Genomic DNA, 20877 nt, shown 5'->3' with positions numbered 1-20877 from the left:
GTTATTCCTTTAGTTATTCGTGCGAGGTTGTACCTCTGAGCAACGCCGCACCGCTTGGGCGGAGCTCCCCAGAAGTACGCCGGGGCGTTCACCCGCTCAGGCACTTCGCCGCCACCATGACGAGGGCGAATCCGAGCAGGAGGGAAAGCCCCTGCCAGAAACGGACCGGATCGCGTTCGATCAGCGGCGGTCTGCTTTTATTCAAAAAGGCCCGGTTGGGATGACGAAGATCGTAGACGAACTCGGCGACATCCTCGTAGCGGCGCTCCGGGTCCGGGTCAAGCGCCTTGCGCAGCGCTTCGTCGAACCAGACCGGCACGCCCCTTCCCTCCGTCGCCAGCGACACGTACTTCAGTTTCTTCTGCTCGGAGCGCTGTTTGGTCCGTGCCACTTTGAGTCCGTACGGGGAGCTGCCCGAGAGCATCCGGTAGAGGATCGCCGCCAGCGAATAGAGGTCCGAGCGCGTTGTGCCTGCGCCGCCCAGAAAATACTCCGGGGCCGAATAGTGCGCCGTACCGGGCATCTGCGTCCCTTCGCGTTCCGGCACCGTCTCCTGTATCCCCTCGATCTTTACCGACCCGAAATCGATGATCTTGAGCGTCCCCGTGGCGTCGATCAGGATATTTTCCGGGCGGAGATCCTGGTGCACCATCTCGCGGCGGTGCAGCGCAAGCAGCCCCCGCGCGATCTGCTCGGCATAGCGCCTGACCGTCTCCAAATCGGGACGGGGGTTGTCCGTCATCCACTGCGCCAGCGACTGCCCCTCCACGTACTCGGTCACGGTGTAGAGGTAGGCGCGTGGGCGCTGCTGCGGGTAGGCCTTGAGCAGGTGGGCGTTGCTGACCCGGCGGGCGATCCACTCTTCGGTCAGGAACCGTTCCACCTGCGTGCGGTCGTGCTGCAGCTCCGTCGCGAGGGTTTTGAGCACCGCGGGCGTATCGGTCTGCATGTCGACGGCCAGGTAGACATGGCTGCGGCTCGTCCTGCTGAGCGTGCGCACGATGCGGTAACCCTCAAATTCCGACCGGGGTTCGAGCAGCGGCGCGAAAGGCTTTTCGATCACCTCCTTGTAGCGCTCGTCGATCGCCTGATCCGGCAGGGCGTCGATGCGCATGAGCATCAGCGTCAGGTTATCCCCGCTGCCGTTTTCCAGGGCCCGGTTTACCAGGGCCTCCGCCGCGCCGTCGTAATCGTCGCCGCGCTCTTGCAAATGCTGCAGGATATCCTCGTCAAGGATATGCTCGTAGACTCCGTCGGTCATCAGGAGAAAGACGTCCCCCGCTTCGGCACTCAACACGGCATGGTCGATGATGAGCTGCGAGTCCATCCCCATGGCCCGGCTGAGGTAGCTCTCGCTCGGCGAGATCCGCAGGCGGTGGTCTTCGGTCTGCTGCTCCAGCACCCCGTCGCGGAGCCGGTAGATCCGCGCGTCGCCGATATGAAAGAGATGCACGCTCCTTCCCCGCAGCACCAGCGCGCTGAAGGTACAGACGTACCCCTTGTCCATATCGAAGCGCTCCGGCCCCCGCCTGGTCTGGGCGTAGAGCCAGGAGTTCGTCGCCTTGAGCACCTGCCGGGCCGCCCGGCCGACCGACCAGGTCTCCGGCGTGCTGAAGTAATCCTCCAAAAAGGAGACGACAGCGACCTGGCTGGCGACCTGGCTCACCTCGCTGCTGCTGATGCCGTCGGCCAGCGCCGCGGCCGCCCCCTTTGTGCAGAGCAGCGTATCGTCGGGAATGCGCAGATCGTGAAAATCCTGGTTCAGGGGTTTGCGCCCTTTGTCGGTGTGGCTGCCGACGGTGAGCTTCACGGCTGTATTCATCGCTTGATCATCTTTGTCAGACTCCTTTTGAACACGTCCGCGCCGGCGGCCATGCTCAAAAAAAGTCGTGTTACCACGACTTGTAGGGCAGGAATTTGCCGTTCATGGTGATCACGACGCGGTCGCCCGCCGGATTCTCCTCTTTGTCGATGTCCATGGAGAAGTCGATGGCGCTCATAATGCCGTCGCCGAATTTCTCACCGACGATCTCCTTGATGGTTTCGCCGTAGACGCCGACGACTTCATAGAGACGGTAGATAAGCGGATCGGTCGGAACGATCTGGTCCCACTTCTTGTTGGGGAACGCCTGCAGCGCTTCGGACACCGCGGCATCCAGCCCCAGGACTTCGCACAGTTTGTCTGCCGGCTCGGGCTTCAGGCTGTTCATACCGAGGCACGCCGATGTCAGGAACACGGAACCGAGACCGACCTTCTCGGAGATCGCCTCCCAGCCCAGACCGCTGCTTTTTTTCGCCGCCATAATCGTTTCAGTCATTTCAAGTTTTGTCATAAAAAATATTTCCTTTTCGTTTTTGAATGGATGCGGCCGGAGCCGCTATGCCGGGTTACCCCAGCACACGTTTCGGGCTTGTTCTGACGTGCGTTGCATAAAGCGTCAGACCCGTAAACGCGAGACCGCCGACCAGGTTACCCAGTGCAACCGGAACCTCGTTCCAGAGGATGTAGTCAGAAATCGTGAAGTTACCGCCCATGATCAGGGAGAACGGGAACAGGAACATGTTGACAATGGAGTGCTCGAAGCCCATGAAGAAGAAGAGCATGACCGGCATCCACATCGCCAGGAACTTGCCGCTGACCGTCGTGGAGATCATCGCACCGACGACACCCATGGAGACCATCCAGTTACAGAGCATCCCGCGGACAAAAACCGTAAACCAGCCGGATACACCGTGGGACTGGTACCCCAGGGTACGCGCTTCACCGATGCCCGCCACTTTCTTGGCGATCTCGCCGCCGTCCGTGTCAAAACCGTATGTAAAAATAAAGGCCATCATAAACGCGACCGTCAGGGCGCCCATCAGGTTCCCCAGCGCCACAAAACCCCAGTTACGCAGGATCTGGGCTATCGAAACGCCCGGACGTTTATCCAGCCATGCCAGCGGGACGAGGACGAAAACACCCGTGAGCAGGTCAAAGCTCATGAGGTAGAGCATAATGAAGCCGACCGGGAAGAGCATCGCGCCGACCAGCGGCGAGCCGGTTTTCATTGCGACCGTGACGGCGAAGACCGCCGCCAGTGCCAGGATAGCCCCCGCCATATAGGCGCGGATGAGGGTGTCCTTTGTGGACATATAGACTTTCGATTCTCCCGAATCGACCATTTTTGTTACAAATTCGCTTGGAGCCAAATAGGCCATTGGATATCTCCTTATCGTGTTGTTGATCGAAGCCGCTTCCCGACGCTGCTGCCCTTCACGGAGAGCGGCATCGGCAAGGGCGTGGTCCTTCTGTCCAGCAGTGCTGCAAGCGCTACCACGGTCCGATCAACCTGAAAAATTCTACCGATTAAATTTCAAACTATGTAGCAGAAAATTGTATGTATTTTATACACAATTCTTATTATTTTCTGAACACTAAAACCGTTTATGATAGGGATGAGTGGTGAAAAATAGAACTTAACAGTTTTTCAAAAAATGATTTTTGCGTCACTCGCTGTAGAAGATTCGCCGCAAATGACGCACGCAGCTGTGTGCAGAAAAACCGTCTTTATAGAAGCGCCCGGATACCGGGCACGCTTTACGATTGGAAGAGTGCCACGAAGCCGTTTAGTTCCGTAAAGGCTTTGGCGCGGAGGTTGGCATTGGGCTCAAGCATCTTGGTCACCATCCGGGCCAGGTTTGCGTCGATACTATTGTGATCGAGCAGTGTCGTATCCAACCGCTCCCCCTCTGAGGGCATATAGTGCGCCTGCAGCGGGTAGGCCGTCTCGCCCGTCAGTTTCTTGTAGAGCCGGCAGCCGAAGTCGAAGAGTTCGAAGGATTCGTTTCGGCCGCTTTTCGCACCCGCCTCGAACCCCAACGCCAGCTCGATACCCCTGTCGCGCACATAGGCCTGCATCTGCATGATAAAGCCGATCGCCGCGGGCGAGTAGAGCGCCAGCACCCGGTCGTGGAACTGTCCGAAGCTCTCCCCCGCCCTGCGCAGGCGGCGGTACTCGCGCATCAGCGACTCGACGTGGTAGCGCGCGAACCGCAGCGGCACGGACTTCATGACGCTGTACCCCTCCTGCCCTTCGGCGGTGAGTTTGCCCCCGAGCGTGATGTGCACTCCGTGCTCCGTCTCGCCGTTCACCTTGGCCTTGCACCCCTCGAAACCGATGTCGCCGACCCCGTGCAGGCCGCACCCTTTGACGCAGCCCGACCAGTGCATCCGCACGCGGCCGCCCTCCAGCGGCACCGCGAGGCTGAGGTATTCGGCCATCTCGATGGCGTCGGGTTTGTTCGGGATGACGCCGAAGGGGCAGTGCTCCTCCCCGGCGCAGGCGATCAGGTGGTTGAAATAGGGGCTGGAGACGCTCTTGTAGGTCTCGAAAAACGGCGTCTCCATCAGGGCCTCGTAGCGGACCGCATCCACCCCGAGAAGGTAGAGGCTCTGTTCAATGTCGAGGCGCACGCGCCCGTCGCCGAAGGTCTCCGCCGCCCCCGCCGCGGCGACAAGGTCGCTGCCGCTGAAGACGCCGGAGGGGACGACGGCATGGACGGCGAAGGTGCCGTTGTTGAGCTGGACCCGACCCTGGTCAGGGTCGCTGTTGTCAAGCTGTGTCAGCGTCTCCCCGGCCGTGGCGAAGTCGATACCCGCCTTTTCGCGGATGGCCGCGGCGAGGGCCTCCATCCCCACCGCCTCGATGAGGAAGTGAAGGCGGTTCTTGTTGCGGTTGTCGCGGAAGCCGTAGTCGCGGTAGAGCTCGATGAGGGCCCGGAACATCGCCACGGCCTCCGCCTCGTCGCGCACGAAGATGTCCGCGTTGCGCGCGATCACCCCGACCCTTCCTCCGAGGTAGACATTGTAGCCGTAGACCCCCTCTTTTTGCGCCAGCACAAACCCGCAGTCCTGCCCGAAGATGTTGCAGCGGTTGGCCAAAGAACCGCAGACTCCCGTATTGAACTTGCGCGGCAGGGCGCTGACCCACTCCCAGTGGCCCAGGAAAAGCTCTTGCAGCTTCTGAAGGAGCCCCTGCGACGGCAGAATGTTATCGAAGGCCACCCCGTCGAGGGGGTCGTTGACCATGTTGCGGAAGTTGTCCACCCCCGTATGAAAGGTCGTCAGCCCCACCGTTTCAAGGCGTTCAAGGATCTCCGGCATCGCTTCGATGCTTAAATAGCGCAGGACGATCTGCGCCCGGGTCGAAATATCGATGTAATCCTGGCCGAACTCCCGCGCGATCTCGCCGACGGTGCGTGCCTGGGCGGCATCCAGCTGGCCGCCGGGAATGCGCACCCGCATCATGAAGCGCTCCGGGGTCATCGGGCGGTCGAAAATGCCGAAGCACTTCAGGAAGTAGCCGAGATCCTCCTTGGGGATGCTGCCGTACCCCCCTTTGGCGTACTCGGCGATCTGTTCGAACGCCTCTTTGGGGGTTTTGAGCGCCTTGGTCTGCTCGACCTTGTTCGTTTTGGTATTCCGGGCTTCAGAGGCCGCTTGCAATACGCTGATCATGGTACTCCCCTTCGTTGATATACTGCGGCAGCACCGCGTGCAGGTTGACGACGTCGCCAAAGACGATGATCGCGGGGCGCGGGGCGTTTTCGGCCACCGCCGGCAACCCCTCCAGCGTGGTGATGAAACGCTGCTGGTCCGGCCGGGAGGCGTTGGAGATGACGGCGCAGGGCATCGCCGCTTCCGCGCCCGCTTCCAGTGCCTTCTCCACGATCTCTTTGGCGCGCGAGACCCCCATCAGCACGATGGTCGTATGGTTTTTCAGTTTGAGCAGGTCGATCCACTCCGTGTTGATACGGTTACCCGCCAGGTGCGCGGAGACGATGGAGAGGTTCGCCGCGTACCCGCGTGCCGTCGGGGCGATCCCTGCGGCAAGCGGTCCGGCGACGGCCGAAGAGATCCCCGGGACGACTTCGACACGGATTCCTTCCGCGACAAGCGCCTCCGCCTCTTCCGCCCCGCGGCCGAAGATGTAGGGGTCTCCCGCCTTAAGCCGGGCGACCTCCAGCCCCTTCTGCGCGTACTCGATCAGGAGTGCATTGATCTTCTCCTGCTTGATGCTGTGGTGTCCTTTACGCTTGCCGACGTGGATGACCATCGTCGCTTTGGGGATGATCGCCTTGATCTCCTCGCTGACGAGGTGATCGACGAAGACGACGTCCGCTTCCGTGATAAGGCGGTAGGCCTTGAGCGTCAGCAGGTCGACGTCCCCCGTGCCGCAGCCGACCAGGTGCACCCGTCCGAGCTGCCGGTTCGCCTCGGCTTTGAGCGCCCCCGGGCGGATATGCCCGGCAAGGCGCTCGCGCATCGCCTTTTGGCCCAGTGCGGCCAATGATGCGGGCAGCATCCGGGCGATCTTGTCGCGAATGGCCTGGGCGAGCGCCGGCGAGCCCCCGCTGGAACTTACCGCAATCTTGACCGGCCCCTGCTCGATCAGCGCGGCAAAGAAGAAGTCGCACTGCTCCGGGACGTCGACGACGTTGAGCAGGAAACGCTGCCGCTGTTTGAGCGCCGTCAGCATCGCCGTCACCTCGGGGTTACCGGTAGCGTCGATGACAATGCCGTACTCCCGGCAATCCTCCTCCGTCACGGAACGTTCACACGCCTCCGGGACAAGCGAGCGCATCGCCTCGCTGCACTGCGCGGCGATGACGTCGAAATCGATCTTGTTGCGGCGCATCACCTGCGCCTTTTGCAGGGCGACCGGCCCGCCGCCTATCAGCAGTATCTTCGGGTTGTGCAGTACAACGGGAAGGGTAATTCTTTGCATCATGAATCCTTCGTATGTTTTTTAATGCGCCTTCGGTGATGAAGAAGCGTCAAAAAACATGACCGTTTCGGCGGCCGAAGCGGCCGCGCGAACGCTTATTTGACCATAAACTTGTAATCGAGCTGTGCCCAGACCTTGGTGACGTCGTTGCCCGTGTCACCCTTGGAGTAGAAGGCCGCTTTCGCCAGGAACCCGAGGTTGCTGACGCCGGGGACCTTGTTGGCATAGAGCACGTCGAACTCGCTTCCGAGGTCCTTGTTCGCGCCGGAGAGGGCGTCGAACTTGTGGTAGACCCCCAGCACCTTGCCGAAGCCCGGCGCCGCAAATCCCAGTTTGCCGCTCAGGTCCGCCAGACCGTCGTTGTTGCTTCCGGACGTGCGACCGAGGAAGACGTCCGCCCACCCCTGGAACTTGTGCAGGGTCGCCAGCGGGGTCGTGAACCCTTTCGTGCTGTTGCTTTCGGCGTCTCCCAGCACCTCGTACTCCGCCCCGACAATGAGGCCGGAGATGTTCGCGCCCAGGGCGATGTCGTAGTAGGCAGCATCGATCTCCGGCGCATCATCGAGGGCGTAGGTCAGCGAAGCGTCGCTCTGCTTGGCATAGGAGGCCGCATAGTTCAACGTCACACCGTCCAGGGCGATATCCCCGGAGACGCGCAGGCCGTAAGTGTCGTGAATGTCTGCAAGCATATAGCCGAACCCCGTGACAGAGAGCGCCTTGCCCGCCGAGTACGTGGCGTGCAGGAGCAACGATCCCGTGTCCGTCGTCGGGTTGGCATTGACCCCCTGGTAGCCGTAGATCCAGGAGGCCATCAGGGAGAGGCCCTCGATGGAACCGTTGCTCAGCGTCACCGTGTCGTAGGCGCGCTCCATCTGGCGCCAGCCGACGGTGCCCACGAAGCGCTGGTCGTCGAGGTTGACGAAGGAGCGCCCTGCAAGCAGGGTCGTGTCCGCCGCCGTGTAGGCCAGGTACCCTTCGGTCAGGATCGCCTGCTGGGGGTCCAGGATCAGGTCATAGGTCCCATTCTGCGGCGCATAGTCGTTGTAGCCGAAGTTGTTGACCGAGGTCATCCCCACCTTGGCAGTAAGCCCTTCGAGGCCGAGGAGCGTCCCTTCGACCGCAAGGCGCGTCCGCGCCGTAAAGGCGTTAGCCGTATCGAGGCCGTTGTCCTTCACGTCCGCCATCTCGTAGCGCGGGCGGATCTCTCCGCTCACTTTCAGACCGTCCAGGAGAACGATCTCTTCGGCCGCTGATACGGCCACATTCATACTTCCAACAATAACCGGCACGGCGGCCAGCGACATCATCCACTTCTTCATTCAATTTATCCTTTTACAATCTCGAGGCGGCACCTCTGGAGAGCCCCGCATGATGCGACGGGACTCCCCACAGATACCGGCTATCTTTTGCACCGGAACGCCGGGGAAATGCCTCCCCTGGTCCGGCAGAAACACATTATGGTCGGTTGTTCATTTCGTTATTCGTCGTCCTTGGCGAACTTCTCGTAGAGGAAACTGAGGATCGCTTCGCGGCAGCGGACGTATTCGGGGTCCTGCTGCAGTGCCACGCGGTCGCGCGGACGCTCCAGGTTCACCTCGAGGATCTCGCCCACCGTCGCTTCGGGGCCGTTGGTCATCATGATGACCCGGTCGCTCAGCAGCACCGCTTCGTCCACGTCGTGCGTAATGATGATGACGGTGTTCTGCACCTTCTCCTGGATGCGCATCAGGTGCTCCTGGAGGTTGGCGCGCGTCAGCGAATCAAGGGCCCCGAAAGGTTCGTCCATCAGCAGTACCTCGGGCTTGATGGAGAGCGCCCGGGCGATCCCGACGCGCTGCTTCATCCCCCCGCTGATCTCGCCGGGGTATTTATCCTTGGCGTGGTCGAGGTTGACCATGCTGACGAACTTCATGACCCGTTCGCCCAGTTCCTGCTTGTTCAGTTCCGGCATCACCTTTTTGACGGCCATCTCGATATTTTGATAGACCGTCAGCCACGGCAGCAGCGAGTGGTTCTGGAAAACGACGGCGCGCTCGGGGCCGGGGCCGCCGATCTCCTTGTTATTCAGGAAGATCCCGCCGCCCGTGTTGAGGTCCAGCCCCGCGATCATGTTGAGCAGCGTCGACTTGCCGCAGCCCGAGTGCCCGATGATGGAGATGATCTCGTTCTTTTTAATCTCCAGGTCCACGTCCCGGACCGCCACGTACTCCTTCCCGCCCGGGAGCGGGAACACCTTGTCGACATGTTCCAGTGAGAGAAATTTACCCATGCTGTCCTCCTCAGGCGCGTTTTCGGTAGTCGAAGAAATCGGCGATCTTGCCCATGATGACGTCGAGGATATACCCCACGACACCGACGATGATGATCCCGATAATGATGTTCGGGTAGTTCAGGTTGTTATACTCGTCCCAGATCCAGAACCCGATGCCGATCCCGCCGGTAAGCATCTCCGCCGCGACGATGACGAGCCAGGCGATCCCCAGGCTCAGCCGCATCCCCGTAAAGATGTAGGGCACCGCGACGGGCAGGATGATCTTGCGGATCGTCTCGAAGGGGGTGAACTGCAGCACCTTCGAGACATTGAGATAATCCTGGTTGACGCTGCGGACTCCCAGGGCCGTATTGATGATAATCGGCCAGATGGAGGTGATAAAGATCGTCGAGACGGCCGTCAGGTTGATGTCCTGGAAGACCATCAGCAGCAGCGGCAGCCACGCCAGCGGCGAGACCGGCTTGAGGATCTGGATGTAGGGGTTGAGCGCCATCAGAAAGCTTTTGCTCATCCCGATCAGCAGCCCCACGGGGATCCCCACGAGGATCGCCAGCGCGAAGCCCCCGAAGACCCGGCCGAGGGAGTTCGTGATCTGCCAGGCGATCCCCTTGTCATCCTCGTTCTCGACATAGAACGGATCGGAGAGCACCCCCGTGATCTCGTCGCCGTCGGCATTGATTCCCCCGAACGCCGCCACCCATGTGCTGTGGGGCGTCGGGAACTCTTCGACATTGTTGGCCACCAGTTGCCAGCCCGCCAGAATGACGAACAGCACCATCAGCGGCAGCGCGGTTTTTTTAATAATTTCCTGCATCATGTTTTCCTGGTTTCGGCCGCGAAGGGCCGAAGATTTATTTCGTTACGTATTTGGGGTCGGCACAGCCGGCGGGGCCGTAGGGGCAGACATAGTCGGGCTGGGCCGTCTTGAGGCTCCCTTCCCAGGCGTTGGCCGCTTTGAGGTCCGCCTCGCTCACCAGCGGGTTCGTCACCTTGAAGCTGTAGATATACTCAACCGCTTTGTTCGGATCGTAGACCTTGCCGTCCATGAACATGTTGTACTTATCCACGCCGTCTTTTTTCCACGGGCTCGGCGGCAGGGCGTAGCCCACCTCTTTGGCCGCGGCCTCGAAGAGGTCGGGACGGTAGGTCTTCTCGATGACCGCTTTCATATCGACAGGTTTGTCGAGCTGTCCCCAGCGGTACATCTGCGTGATGAACCACATGCCGTGGCTGTAGAAGGGGTACGCCGCGTAGTAGTTGGCGAAGACGTTGAACATCGGGTTGGGCTCGGAGTCCTGCCCTTTGAGGTACTGGAAGGTCCCCGTCATCGACTTCTCAAGGACCGGGACCGGCGCCTTGACGTAGTTGGGCTTGCTCAGGATCTTCGCCGCCTCTTTGCGGTGTTCCCAGCTCTCGTCAAGCCACATCTGCGCCTCGATGATCGCCTTCATGACCGCCTTGGTCGTCTCCGGGTTCTTTTCCACGAAATCCGCGCGGGCCTGCAGCACCTTTTCGGGGTTGTTGTTCCAGATGTCATAGTTCGTGACCAGGGTGGAACCCTTCTTCTTCAGGACGACGCGTTCGTTCCACGGCTCCCCGACGCAGTACCCTTCGATGTTGCCTGCGATCAGGTTCGAAGGCATCGTCGGCGGCGGGAAAGGTTTGATCGTCGCATCGGCATCCGGGTCGATGCCCGACGTCGCCATCCAGTAGCGCAGTTCGTAGTTGTGCGTCGAGACCGGGTGGACCATGCCGAAGCTCAGCGGCTGGTATTTGCCGCCCTCTTTTTGATGTTTGGCATCGATGTACTTTTTAAGCGACTCGGAACCGAGCGGGCGTTTCTTGTCATCCATGCCGTACTTTTTCATCTGCTTCATGATGTTGTTGCCGAAGGTGATGCCGTTGCCGTTGAAATCGAGGCTCATCAGCGCCACCAGGTTCGCGTCCCCGTTGATGCCCAGCGTCGCCGCGATCGGCATCCCCGCCAGGGCGTGCGAGAAGTCGTACTCGCCGTTGATCACTTTCTGCTGGATCCCCGGCCAGCCGCCGCCCTCTTTGACGACGTGGACGTCCAGGCCGTACTTGTCAAAGAAGCCCTTCTCCTCCGCGATGACGATGGGGGCACAATCCGTCAGCGCGATAAAGCCGATGGTCAGCTTCTTCTTTTCGACGTCCGCCATCAGCGTCGTCGCCGCCAGCCCGAGGGCGAGTCCGGCCAGTGTCAAACCTTTCAATCCAGATGCACTTTTCATTGCTTAAACCTTTATTTTTTTTGAAACTCTGTTTCGGTTGCACCATTATGGCATGCCATAGGGATTAAAATGACAATTTATTTGTATGTTTTTTATACAATAGTCTTAATATTTTCTTAGCATACTATGTCATAATACGTCAGCAACAACGAAATATTGACCCCTATATATAGAGAGAAAGGCTTGTTATGAAAATCAAATCCGTCTGCGGATACTGCGGAGTGGGCTGCGGCATTGAGTACGACACCCGGCGCCTCGTCGGCGACATCGATTACCCCGTCAACGAGGGACTCGTCTGCTCCAAAGGGGCCAGCGAGCTGCACACCATCGAGACACCGACGCGGCTGCTGCGCCCCAAGCTGCGCAAAGCCTATGAAGACTTTACGGAGATCTCCTGGGAGATGGCCATCGAGACGATCGTCCACAACATCCGCTCCACCTCCCCCGAGCGGATCGGCTTCTACCTCTCGGGCCAGATGCTCACCGAGGACTACTACGTCGCCAACAAGCTCGGCAAGGGGTTCCTCGGGACCAACAACGTCGATACCAACTCGCGCACCTGCATGGCCAGCGCCGTCGTCGCCCACAAGAAGGTCTTCGGCGTCGACTACGTCCCCGTCCGGATGGAGGAGATCGAACACTGCGACCTGCTGATCATGATCGGGGCGAACCCCGCCGAAGCGCACGTCGTTTTCAACAACAAGATAAAAAAAGCGAAAAAAGAGGGGCTAAAAACCGTCGTCATCGACCCGCGCCGCACGGAGACGGCCGAGCAGGCCGACCTCCACCTCCCCATCCGCGTTGGCACCGACATCGACTTCCTCAGCCTCGTCGCGCGCCGCATCGTCGACGATGGCAAAACCGACAACGCCTTCCTCGACGCGCACGTCAACGGGTTTGACGCCTACCTCAAAAAGATCAAGAAGATCCCGACGAAGAAACTGCTCAAACGGTGCGGGTTAGAAGAATCGGACTTCGAAGCCTTCATGGAACTCTTTTACGAGAGCGAGAACGTCATCTCCGCCTGGACGATGGGGCTGAACCAGAGCGCGCAGGGGGTCGACAAGAACCTCGCGCTCATCAACCTCCACCTGCTCACCGGCAAGATCAACCGTCCCGGCAACGGCCCCTTCTCCCTGACCGGTCAGCCCAATGCCATGGGGGGCCGCGAGGTCGGGGGGCTGGCGACAACCCTCGCGGTGCACCTGGATTTCAACGAGGAGTCCATTGCCAAGGTGAGCGAATTCTGGGGGGCGCAGAACATCGCCCCCGCCCCGGGACTGACGGCCTTCGAGATGATCGAAGCGGCCGAACGGCGCGAACTCGACGTCCTTATCATCTGCCACACCGACCCCGTCTACCACCTCCCCAACCGCAGCCGGGTCGAGGCGGCGCTGAAAAAGGTCCCCTTCATCGTCGAGATCAACGCCTATGACGACAGCGAAACGAAACCCTTTGCCCACCTGCGGCTGCCGGCGGCCCCCTGGGGCGAAAAAGAGGGGACGCAGACCAACATGGACCGCAGCATCACCCGCCAGGAGCGCCTGACCCGCCGCAGCATCGATTGTAAACCCGACTGGGAGATCTTTTCGATGATCGGGCGGGCCATGGGCTTCGTGCGCGCCTTCGACTACCAGAACGCCGAGGCGATCTGGGACGAATACCGCCGCATGACGGCGCTCAGCCCGAAGGGGCACATGGACATCAGCGGCGTCGACGCCGCCAGCCTCAAAAACGGCGGCTACGTCTGGGGCGAAGGGCTCTTTGACGATAACGAGTTCCTCACCCCCGACGGTCGGGCGAACCTCATCTTCGTGCAGAACGAACGCCGCAGCGAAAGCAGCTCGCTGGAGTTCCCCTACCTGCTCACCACCGGGCGGACCCGCGACCAGTGGCACAGCGGCACGAAGACCGCCTTCGTCGACCGCCTGCTCAAGCACAAGCCGCTGAGCTACATCGAGATCAACAGCGAAGATGCGCAAAGCGCAGGGATTGCGGACGGCGACAAGGTCAAGGTGACGACGGCCAGGGGTGCGCTCGTCTTCGAGGCGAAGGTGACGGAGAACATTCGCGAAAAGACCCTCTTCGTCCCCGTCACCGACCGCCGGATCAACTACCTTACCAACGATCTCCTCGACCCCGAGTCAAAAGAGCCCGATTACAACCACAACGCGGCGAAGCTGGAGAAGTGGAGCGGCTGACGCCTCAGAGCGTCTGGATGAACCATGTAAAAGCGCCCTGCGACGTCAACACGCCGTTGACGTCCGTCACAGCGACATCGACCCGGATAGACCCCCTTCCCTTTCTGCCAAACTGATCTCTGAACGTTTCGACCGCCGAATCGTCCACTGACGCGGACGCGACGATCTTTGCCGCGGCGGGTTTTCTGTAACGTATCTGCGCCTCCCGCAAAAGAGGAACGACTTTTCCCTCCAGTTCGGGGAAGAGCGTCTGCAGGTACAGACCGCTCTGGGTCTCCGCCAGGGCGAACTGTGCGCTGGCGTGTATCGTATTGAGATGGTTCATCACCGTGCCGCTGAACCCCAGCGACACGCTCCCCTTCTCCTGTTCAAGCCCAATATGGCGTGCAAATGGTATATCGGCGGCTTCCAATAGATCTCCCTCATACTCTTCGGACGTTTTGTCTCTCTTGCCGTTCACGGCGCTTTGCTTATGCGGAAACAACTATACCATTTTACAACTAGACCGTTTAGTCTACTTTAAGCACATTTCCACTAGAATTTTACTAGACCAATCAGTCTAGAAAGGGAAAAAGATGCGGGTAACCGTCTATTACGAAGATACGGATGCGACGGGTCTGGTATTTCACCCGAATTATCTGAAATACTGCGACCGGGCCCGCGCCGCGCATTTTTTCAATACGGATACCGCGCTTCAGGGCGCCGACGGGCATCTGATCGTGCACTCTCTGGCGTGCCGCTATCTGACCCCCGCACGATTGGGAGACGTACTCGATGTCAGCAGCAACATCACAAAAATAAAGCGAACATCTTTGAAGATCGAACAGACGATCTCCCGCGGGAAAAAACCGATCTTCACCGTGCAGCTGACAATGCTTTACGTGCGCAACATGCGTCCGAGCCTCTTCCCCGAAGAGATGCTCAGGCTATTTCATACGATTGAAAAGGAGTTAATATGAACCCTATTGTCATTACGGGAATCGGCATGATCAACGGCGTCGGCAACAGTGCCGAGAGCGCTTTTGAAGCACTGCTCGAGGGCGTATGCGGCATCGACTATATCACCCATTTCGACGCCTCCGGCGATGCCGTACAAATCGCCAGCGAAGTGAAGGATTTCGATCCGGGCAGCGTCATGGACCCCAAAGACATCAAAAAGAGCGACCGCTTCATCCACCTGGGGATGCATGCGCTGAAAGAGGCCCTCGCCGACGCCGCGCTCGAACCGCAAAACGGGGATGCGGCCCGAATGGGCGTCAGCGCCGCCACCGGGATAGGCGGCCTGCCGATGATGCAGGAGAATATCGAAAAGAACGCCTTCGGCAAGAAGATCTCGCCCTTTTTCATCCCCGGATCCATCACGAATATGCTGGCGGGGTACGCCTCCATCTATTACGGGCTCAAGGGGCCGAACCTCTCCTCGACGACGGCCTGCACGGCGGGGCTTCACGCCATCAACCAGGCGGCGAAGACCATCATGGCCGGCGGAGCCGACGTCATGGTCGCCCTGGGCGCCGAAGCCTGCATCTGCGAGACGGGCATCCGCGGCTTCAGCGCCATGAAGGCACTCTCAACACACAACGACGACCCGAAAACGGCCTCCAGGCCCTTCGACAAGGAGCGCGACGGCTTCGTGATGGGTGAAGGGGCGGCGGCCCTTGTGCTCGAAACCCTGGAACATGCCCAAAAGCGGGGTGCGAAGATCTATGCACGGGTCGCGGGCTTCGGCGAAAGCGCGGACGCGGGCCACATCACAGCCCCCGCCACGGACGGCCCCGTCCGGGCCATGCGCTCTGCGCTGCAGATGGCCGGCAACCCACGAGTGGACTACATCAACGCGCATGGGACCAGTACCCCGCTTGGAGACGCTAACGAGACAAAAGCGTTCAAAGCGGTCTTTGAGACCGTACCTCCGGTCAGTTCCATCAAGGGGAGTATCGGCCACTGTCTCGGGGCCACCGGCATCATCGAAGCCGCCGTCTCCATTATGGCCCTTGAGCGCAACATCATGCCCCCGACCATCAACCTCCGCACCCAAGACGACGCCTGCGACCTGGACTACGTCGCGAACACCGCGCGTGAAAAGGAGCTTCAAACCGTCATGAGCACCAATTACGGTTTCGGCGGCACGAACGGGGCCATCATCTTCACCAAAGCGCTCTAGCCCGCGCTTCGGCGCCTGGGGACAAACCGATATAATGATGCAAAAATTTCAAGGGTTGAGATATGAAGCGCCAGGACTCAAGAGCGCGGCTGCTGGACGCCGCCTTTGCTGAAGTCTACAAGAACGGCTATCACGGTACCGGCACCGCCGTCATCCTCAAGGCCGCCGGGGTGCCCAAGGGGAGCATGTACCACTTTTTCGCTTCCAAAAAGGAGCTGGTACTGGCCGTGAGCCAGGAGCGCATCGTCCCGAAAATGGACGACTTCTTCGACTTTGCGCGCCTGCCGGGCGAAAACATTTTTCAAACCTTTGCACGCATATTTGCGAAGATGCAGAACCACACCGCCCTCATCGCCAACGGCTGCCCTCTGCACCGCCTACTCGTGGAGATGGCCCCGCTCGACCCCGACTTTGAAGCCGTCCTGACAAAGGCCTACCACCATTTTATCGACAAGCTCTCTCTGGCGCTGGAAGCCGCCATTGCAGACGGTGAACTCGTAGCGTTTGACACCAAAGCCTTCGCCCGCTTCTTTATCACCTCCACCTGGGGAGAGATATCGCTGCCTCCCTCCCTCTCTTCGAAAGAATCGTTTGGACACCACGCCCAGTACCTGACAATCGTACTGGAACACTATCGGCGATAAAATCGCGATTCACTCTTTTTCGAGGCGAAGATCAATTGGATCGAATGCTTTTGGAAGAAAGCCGGTGTGGGTGTGACGATGCGTTTGGCGCAAAGCGCACAGCCAGCTCCAAGGCTAACTGAAATATTTTAAGATGCTGTCTCCGTATGCCTGGAGCATACTGCGGAACGCTTCGCGAAATTTGATAATCGAGAGCCTCGGTTCCCAGTTTTTCGGATCGACACAGATCTCTTTTTCCCATATCCGCATGGCCCGTTGGATATCGTCTTCAGAAAAGGTACTCATATCGAGCACCATCAGTTCCCCCTCGCCAGAAGCTACCAGATAAGGGCCGATGCCTGTGCCGAGTTCGGCATGCAGGCGAGCCACGATTTCGCTGGCACGCGGATAATCGTAATAAATTATCATGTCGACACAATCCTCAGAGTACAACTCATCAGTCACGGGCCAATACGTCGGTAACAGATCATATTCGTCAGAAGAGTGACTCTCCGTAGGATCCAACGTAGCGATGTACGCTTCGCATGTCTTCACATATCTGGCATATTGTCCGCTGGTGGGTCTTGAAGTAAAAATGACGAAGCCGTGGACACGGTACGAGGGGTTGGGTTTTTCACCATGAATGAGAAATGAACGTGTCGCGATGGGCTCTTTTTCTGCCGCTGCGGCTTCCCCGCCGGCTGCGCCAGTCTGCCCACCCACTGGCACCGGAGAGTTGCCGCTGCATCCCGCAAAAATCAAGACTGACGAAACCAGCACAATCCACTGCATCGCGTTGATATTATTTGTCATCCTGTTTCCCTTCGGCACCTTTCGATTTCACAAAAAGTGCGGCGATCCCGTTGGACCCGCCAACACACAACAATGTCAGCAGCCCGATGGAATCATTATCGAGCGGGTGCATAAAATATGCAAGAAACAGGACCAAAACGACGCCAAGTATGGTGGCAATTCCATATTTTTTCATTCTATCAACCTTTTAAGATTTGACTGGTCGCCTCTGCGTTTTCAGTCTTTTACATTTATATCCCGCTCGTCAAAAACCTCTTTGGCGGTCGCAAGCCCGTTCAGTGCGGCGGGGAAACCGGCATAGACGGCCATCTGGATCATGATCTCGATGATCTCCTGCGGCGTGCAGCCGACATTGAGCGCCCCGTTCACATGGGCTTTCAACTGGGGGGCTGCCGTGCCCATCGCCGTCAGGGCCGCCACCGTGGCGATTTCACGGGACCGCAGGTCCAACCCCGGACGGCTGTAGATATCTCCGAAAGGAAACTCCACAAGCAAATCGGCGAACTCCGGAGCGATTGTGCTGAGGGCCTCAATGATCTTATCCCCCTGATCGCCGCCGACCTCAGCCAGTTTCTCCCTTCCGATTTTATACCTTGCAGATTTCAATTTTTGTCTCCTTTTTTTCTTGGAAGTCTACATTTAAAATGTGCGCTCAAAAGTTAGTTGTAGATTTTTGATTGTGTCAGATATACTAATTTCCAAAACCCAACGATTGCATAGTTTTTGTATATATTTCTATTGAACTCTGACATTCACTCAAAAACTGAGGTACGGTTTTCCCCAATCTTGCGGCTTCCGTATTTACAAAACGTAAAATAAATTCGTCGCCGCCAGGCATTTTAGTAGATTCTTGAAAAGCTGTCAGCTGTTTAATGGTCCCACACATTCCAGTTGCTTTAGCAATGATCATCAGATTAATAAGAGGTTTATTTTCATTGTCGTTTGCATTTGCGTTTAGCAACAATAAACAGAGTGACAAGAAACAGTTGCTCAAAAGTTTCACAGGATTCCTTTTATTGACATGTCTGACGCTTTAAAGTGAGCGATACTTTCTAATTTTTGAACGTTGAAGTATTGTGATAGCGCTGTTAACTGCCGTTCAATCTCTTCTTGTAAAGGGCTATCTTCATCTATGATAAATGCTATTTTTTTACAAGGACTGTCAATGGCTTTAGGCATAAAAGTCTCAATTAACCATAACGTGTCTCCTGGCTCACTTTCAAAACCTAATGTTGTATCCGTAATCCATGTAGATGCATTATGTTCATTGATAAGTTCGAGTCCAAACTCTAATGGTTTTCTATAATTCTCAGCATTACAGAATTGTTTCCATTGGCAAAATACTGCATTCTTATTTTCCAGATACTCAACTTTGCAATATGCAGTTTCAAACACTTCATTCCTTCTCTTGACAACGATTTATTCGTAAACGAAAATGAATGTTTGTCTCGTGAGAATCAAGATAAATCACGCATTTTCTTACAAAGCCATGATAGCAAAGTAGCAAATAGAAATCATTGAAATATCACATCACACCATTATCGGAGTATAATTCCCGAAATTTTCAGCAGGGAAGCAAAATGGCAGGTTGGATCGTACTGGCGATGGTGTTGTGGGGCATCGGCTGGCCCGCGCTCAAGGTCGTGACCGATACTGACGTCCCGGTCGAGACCGTCACCTTTTTGCGCTTTGCCATCATGGCGGTTTCCTTCCTGCCCATCCTCTACTGGCGGCGCAAGCCGCTGCGTCTCAACCGCAGGACGCTCCGCTTCACCGTCGCGGCGGGCGCGCTCAACGTCGCGTTTATGTACTTCGCCTTCTGGGGTGTGCAAACGGGCAGCGCCGGGGCGGGCGGGGTCATCATTACCGTGGCCAGCCCCATCCTCACCGCCCTGCTCGCCCTCGCAGTCTTCCGTACCCGGGTCACCCCGCCGCAGCTGCTCGGTCTGGGAGTGGGGCTGTTCGGCGGGATGCTGATGCTGGAGGTGTGGCACGCCGACCTGCTGCACAGCGGCAATGTCTTCTTTATCGGCAGTGCGCTGGTGTGGGCCGTGCTCACCCTGCTGGGGCAGCAGTCGCACGCGGAGATGGAGCCTATCCACTTCAACTTCTGGCTGGCCGTTTTCGCCGTGCCCATCACGCTCGTTCCGGCGCTGCCCGCGGGGTTTGGTACGGTGATGCACCAGGACGGGGCGTTTTGGACGGGGCTGCTCTTCCTGGCCATCATGGGGCAGACGGTGGCCTCGACCATCTTCTTTGTCGCGGCGGGCAAGATCGGCTCGGCCAAAGCCGGAAGCTATATGTTCCTTGTGCCGCTGACCGCCCTGGTGGCGAGCTTCCTGCTGCTGGGCGAACGCCCCTCCTTCTGGCTCGTGGCGGGAGGTGCCGTCAGCACCGCCGCCGTCTACTTCATCAACGCACGCAAACGGTAGGCGCCGTCGCTTTTCCGACGCCGGCTTTCAGGGCGCTTTTGATACAAGCCCTTTTATGCATTCGGATGAGAAAGCAGCGTATTCTCCGGGATTTCACTTTCATTTCCACCTGAAAAAACCTGCTCTGTTTAAAAGTTAATCAAAAAAATCACCCCATGTACAGCCGCGCGTTCTATAATGGTCAAAATATATGCTCGAAACGTGTTTGAGCCCGACAGACCCGCTGTATCTGCAGGAGGCGCACAATGAACGCAGTACATGTCCCCCCCGTTGACCGAGATCCAAAGCATCTCTGGACATTCAACGCCATCACCCTATTTAAACGGCTCAGAGACTATCTTAACGGCTATGCCGACTACCGGCAGTACCCGAGCATAAAGTTTGTGGAGACCTGGCCCCAGCACAGCCATAAACACCAGTTGCTCACCACCTACGTCGCCACCAACCTCTACTGGTTCGGCCGCCACCTCCAGCGCGTCGAAACGACCCTGATCGACGTGCTGGAGCTCTTCAACGGGGTGATCGACACGGACAAAGAGGCCGGCGCGCGCTACTTCGAGCATCTGGACATCGAGCTGGAGTACAAGAGTGCGCAGGATTTCCTGCAAAAAGCCGTCTTCGGCGACCACCCCGCCAACCTCGCCGCCATTATGAGCAACGCCCGGGAAAACGCCATCATCTGCCGTCCCTATCTCGACGCAGAAGCCTTCGGGGAGACAATCAGGCTCTACAATCTCCTCGGCACCTATGCCAAGACCGATGCCAAGGTCGATTACCGTTTCATCGGGGATGCGCTCTCGCTCATCAACGAAATCTGGGGGATCATGGCCCGCGGCCTGCTGCGGCGTAAAAGCGACCAGTTCATCCGCCTGGGCAAACTGACCGAAAAGGTCGACCTGCACCTGCGCCACGGCAAGAACGGGAACGAGTCGGTCGTCTACCTGCACAACATTCTCATCACCGCACGGCGGATCGCCCCGGAGGCGGAGATGCCCATCGACGAACATGACGACGAGGCCAACCTCGATGCCATCAATGACCTTTTCGACAACCTGGTAGTGGCGTAGATGCGAGAAAAACAGACCCGCCGCGCCCCGTACCGCACCCGAAACGGGGTGCCGAACCCCCTGCAAAAAGCCGCGTTCATCAAATCGACGGACCGGGGCGGCTAGCCCTCCGCGCTTTGACGAAAAAATGAAAACCACAAAAGCACAGAATAAAAGCATTTTCTCATAGAATATGCAATATGATCTTTTATACCCACACCACCTTTGGCACCGTGAAACCCGCGGGTCGGAGTGATGTTCGCATAAAAGCATCAAGGGAGATACATTGATAGAAGAAACCGGA

Annotated in this window: 21 protein-coding genes; 6 read left to right on the top strand and 15 right to left on the bottom strand. The window is 58.2% G+C overall.

Annotated elements, in window-relative coordinates; all coding sequences use genetic code 11:
• Window positions 1-88: 88 nt before the first annotated feature.
• The 9 genes from WCX72_RS03470 to WCX72_RS03430 all read right to left on the bottom strand — a co-directional run bounded on the left by WCX72_RS03470 (window position 89) and on the right by WCX72_RS03430 (window position 11294).
• Window positions 89-1822 (bottom strand): bifunctional protein-serine/threonine kinase/phosphatase, encoded by a 1734-nt coding sequence (locus WCX72_RS03470; RefSeq protein WP_231020457.1) that lies wholly within the window; start codon window positions 1820-1822, stop codon window positions 89-91.
• A gap of 70 nt (window positions 1823-1892) precedes the next feature.
• Window positions 1893-2333, bottom strand: a complete 441-nt coding sequence (cynS, locus tag WCX72_RS03465) for a cyanase (RefSeq protein ID WP_231020456.1) — start codon at window positions 2331-2333, stop codon at window positions 1893-1895.
• Window positions 2334-2388: 55 nt separating this feature from the next.
• The gene (locus WCX72_RS03460; protein ID WP_231020455.1) at window positions 2389-3201 is read right to left on the bottom strand and encodes a formate/nitrite transporter family protein; all 813 of its coding nucleotides are present in this window, start codon (window positions 3199-3201) and stop codon (window positions 2389-2391) included.
• Window positions 3202-3580: 379 nt separating this feature from the next.
• On the bottom strand, window positions 3581-5500 hold the full coding sequence (locus tag WCX72_RS03455; RefSeq protein WP_231020454.1) for a ferredoxin--nitrite reductase: 1920 nt from the start codon (window positions 5498-5500) through the stop codon (window positions 3581-3583).
• On the bottom strand, window positions 5472-6773 hold the full coding sequence (gene cobA / locus WCX72_RS03450; protein ID WP_345970902.1) for a uroporphyrinogen-III C-methyltransferase: 1302 nt from the start codon (window positions 6771-6773) through the stop codon (window positions 5472-5474). Before cobA ends, WCX72_RS03455 begins: the two co-directional genes overlap by 29 nt.
• A gap of 92 nt (window positions 6774-6865) precedes the next feature.
• On the bottom strand, window positions 6866-8089 hold the full coding sequence (locus tag WCX72_RS03445; protein WP_231020452.1) for a hypothetical protein: 1224 nt from the start codon (window positions 8087-8089) through the stop codon (window positions 6866-6868).
• Between the two features lie 158 nt (window positions 8090-8247).
• The gene (locus tag WCX72_RS03440; protein WP_231020451.1) at window positions 8248-9039 is read right to left on the bottom strand and encodes an ABC transporter ATP-binding protein; all 792 of its coding nucleotides are present in this window, start codon (window positions 9037-9039) and stop codon (window positions 8248-8250) included.
• 10 nt (window positions 9040-9049) lie between these two features.
• Complete coding sequence (gene ntrB / locus WCX72_RS03435; RefSeq protein ID WP_231020450.1) at window positions 9050-9859, bottom strand: nitrate ABC transporter permease; 810 nt, start codon at window positions 9857-9859, stop codon at window positions 9050-9052.
• Between the two features lie 34 nt (window positions 9860-9893).
• Window positions 9894-11294, bottom strand: coding sequence for a CmpA/NrtA family ABC transporter substrate-binding protein (locus WCX72_RS03430; protein WP_231020449.1), 1401 nt, complete (start codon window positions 11292-11294; stop codon window positions 9894-9896).
• Window positions 11295-11482: 188 nt separating this feature from the next.
• Between WCX72_RS03430 and WCX72_RS03425 the strand changes: the two genes are divergently transcribed.
• Window positions 11483-13495, top strand: a complete 2013-nt coding sequence (locus WCX72_RS03425) for a molybdopterin oxidoreductase family protein (RefSeq protein WP_231020448.1) — start codon at window positions 11483-11485, stop codon at window positions 13493-13495.
• Between the two features lie 4 nt (window positions 13496-13499).
• Here WCX72_RS03425 and WCX72_RS03420 read toward each other — a convergent pair whose 3' ends face one another.
• Window positions 13500-13955, bottom strand: a complete 456-nt coding sequence (locus WCX72_RS03420; protein ID WP_345970901.1) for a YiiD C-terminal domain-containing protein — start codon at window positions 13953-13955, stop codon at window positions 13500-13502.
• Window positions 13956-14070: 115 nt separating this feature from the next.
• Between WCX72_RS03420 and WCX72_RS03415 the strand changes: the two genes are divergently transcribed.
• The 3 genes from WCX72_RS03415 to WCX72_RS03405 all read left to right on the top strand — a co-directional run bounded on the left by WCX72_RS03415 (window position 14071) and on the right by WCX72_RS03405 (window position 16303).
• The gene (locus tag WCX72_RS03415; protein WP_231020446.1) at window positions 14071-14454 is read left to right on the top strand and encodes a YbgC/FadM family acyl-CoA thioesterase; all 384 of its coding nucleotides are present in this window, start codon (window positions 14071-14073) and stop codon (window positions 14452-14454) included.
• The gene (gene fabF, locus WCX72_RS03410) at window positions 14451-15659 is read left to right on the top strand and encodes a beta-ketoacyl-ACP synthase II (RefSeq protein ID WP_231020445.1); all 1209 of its coding nucleotides are present in this window, start codon (window positions 14451-14453) and stop codon (window positions 15657-15659) included. The genes WCX72_RS03415 and fabF overlap by 4 nt, the downstream gene beginning before the upstream one ends.
• A gap of 62 nt (window positions 15660-15721) precedes the next feature.
• The gene (locus WCX72_RS03405) at window positions 15722-16303 is read left to right on the top strand and encodes a TetR/AcrR family transcriptional regulator (RefSeq protein ID WP_231020444.1); all 582 of its coding nucleotides are present in this window, start codon (window positions 15722-15724) and stop codon (window positions 16301-16303) included.
• Between the two features lie 114 nt (window positions 16304-16417).
• Here WCX72_RS03405 and WCX72_RS03400 read toward each other — a convergent pair whose 3' ends face one another.
• From WCX72_RS03400 to WCX72_RS03380, 5 genes are all read right to left on the bottom strand, one after another.
• Complete coding sequence (locus WCX72_RS03400; protein ID WP_345970900.1) at window positions 16418-17095, bottom strand: hypothetical protein; 678 nt, start codon at window positions 17093-17095, stop codon at window positions 16418-16420.
• Complete coding sequence (locus WCX72_RS03395; protein ID WP_345970899.1) at window positions 17085-17270, bottom strand: hypothetical protein; 186 nt, start codon at window positions 17268-17270, stop codon at window positions 17085-17087. The genes WCX72_RS03400 and WCX72_RS03395 overlap by 11 nt, the downstream gene beginning before the upstream one ends.
• A 41-nt stretch (window positions 17271-17311) precedes the next feature.
• Window positions 17312-17701 (bottom strand): carboxymuconolactone decarboxylase family protein, encoded by a 390-nt coding sequence (locus WCX72_RS03390; RefSeq protein WP_345970898.1) that lies wholly within the window; start codon window positions 17699-17701, stop codon window positions 17312-17314.
• A gap of 85 nt (window positions 17702-17786) precedes the next feature.
• Window positions 17787-18098 carry a hypothetical protein gene (locus WCX72_RS03385; protein WP_345970897.1) on the bottom strand — a complete coding sequence of 104 codons (312 nt, stop codon included), beginning with the start codon at window positions 18096-18098 and terminating at the stop codon, window positions 17787-17789.
• The gene (locus tag WCX72_RS03380) at window positions 18095-18490 is read right to left on the bottom strand and encodes a hypothetical protein (RefSeq protein ID WP_345970896.1); all 396 of its coding nucleotides are present in this window, start codon (window positions 18488-18490) and stop codon (window positions 18095-18097) included. Before WCX72_RS03380 ends, WCX72_RS03385 begins: the two co-directional genes overlap by 4 nt.
• A 185-nt stretch (window positions 18491-18675) precedes the next feature.
• On the opposite strand from WCX72_RS03380, the gene WCX72_RS03375 reads away from it, so the two are divergent.
• The gene (locus WCX72_RS03375; RefSeq protein ID WP_345970895.1) at window positions 18676-19527 is read left to right on the top strand and encodes a DMT family transporter; all 852 of its coding nucleotides are present in this window, start codon (window positions 18676-18678) and stop codon (window positions 19525-19527) included.
• Between the two features lie 245 nt (window positions 19528-19772).
• A complete protein-coding gene (locus tag WCX72_RS03370) occupies window positions 19773-20594 on the top strand; it encodes an alpha-E domain-containing protein (RefSeq protein ID WP_345970894.1) in 822 nt (273 codons plus the stop codon).
• Window positions 20595-20877: the final 283 nt, after the last annotated feature.

The organism is Thiomicrolovo immobilis (genome assembly GCF_039645955.1).
Lineage (GTDB): Bacteria > Campylobacterota > Campylobacteria > Campylobacterales > Sulfurimonadaceae > Thiomicrolovo > Thiomicrolovo diazotrophicus.
This window is presented reverse-complemented; position numbering and strand designations above follow the sequence as displayed.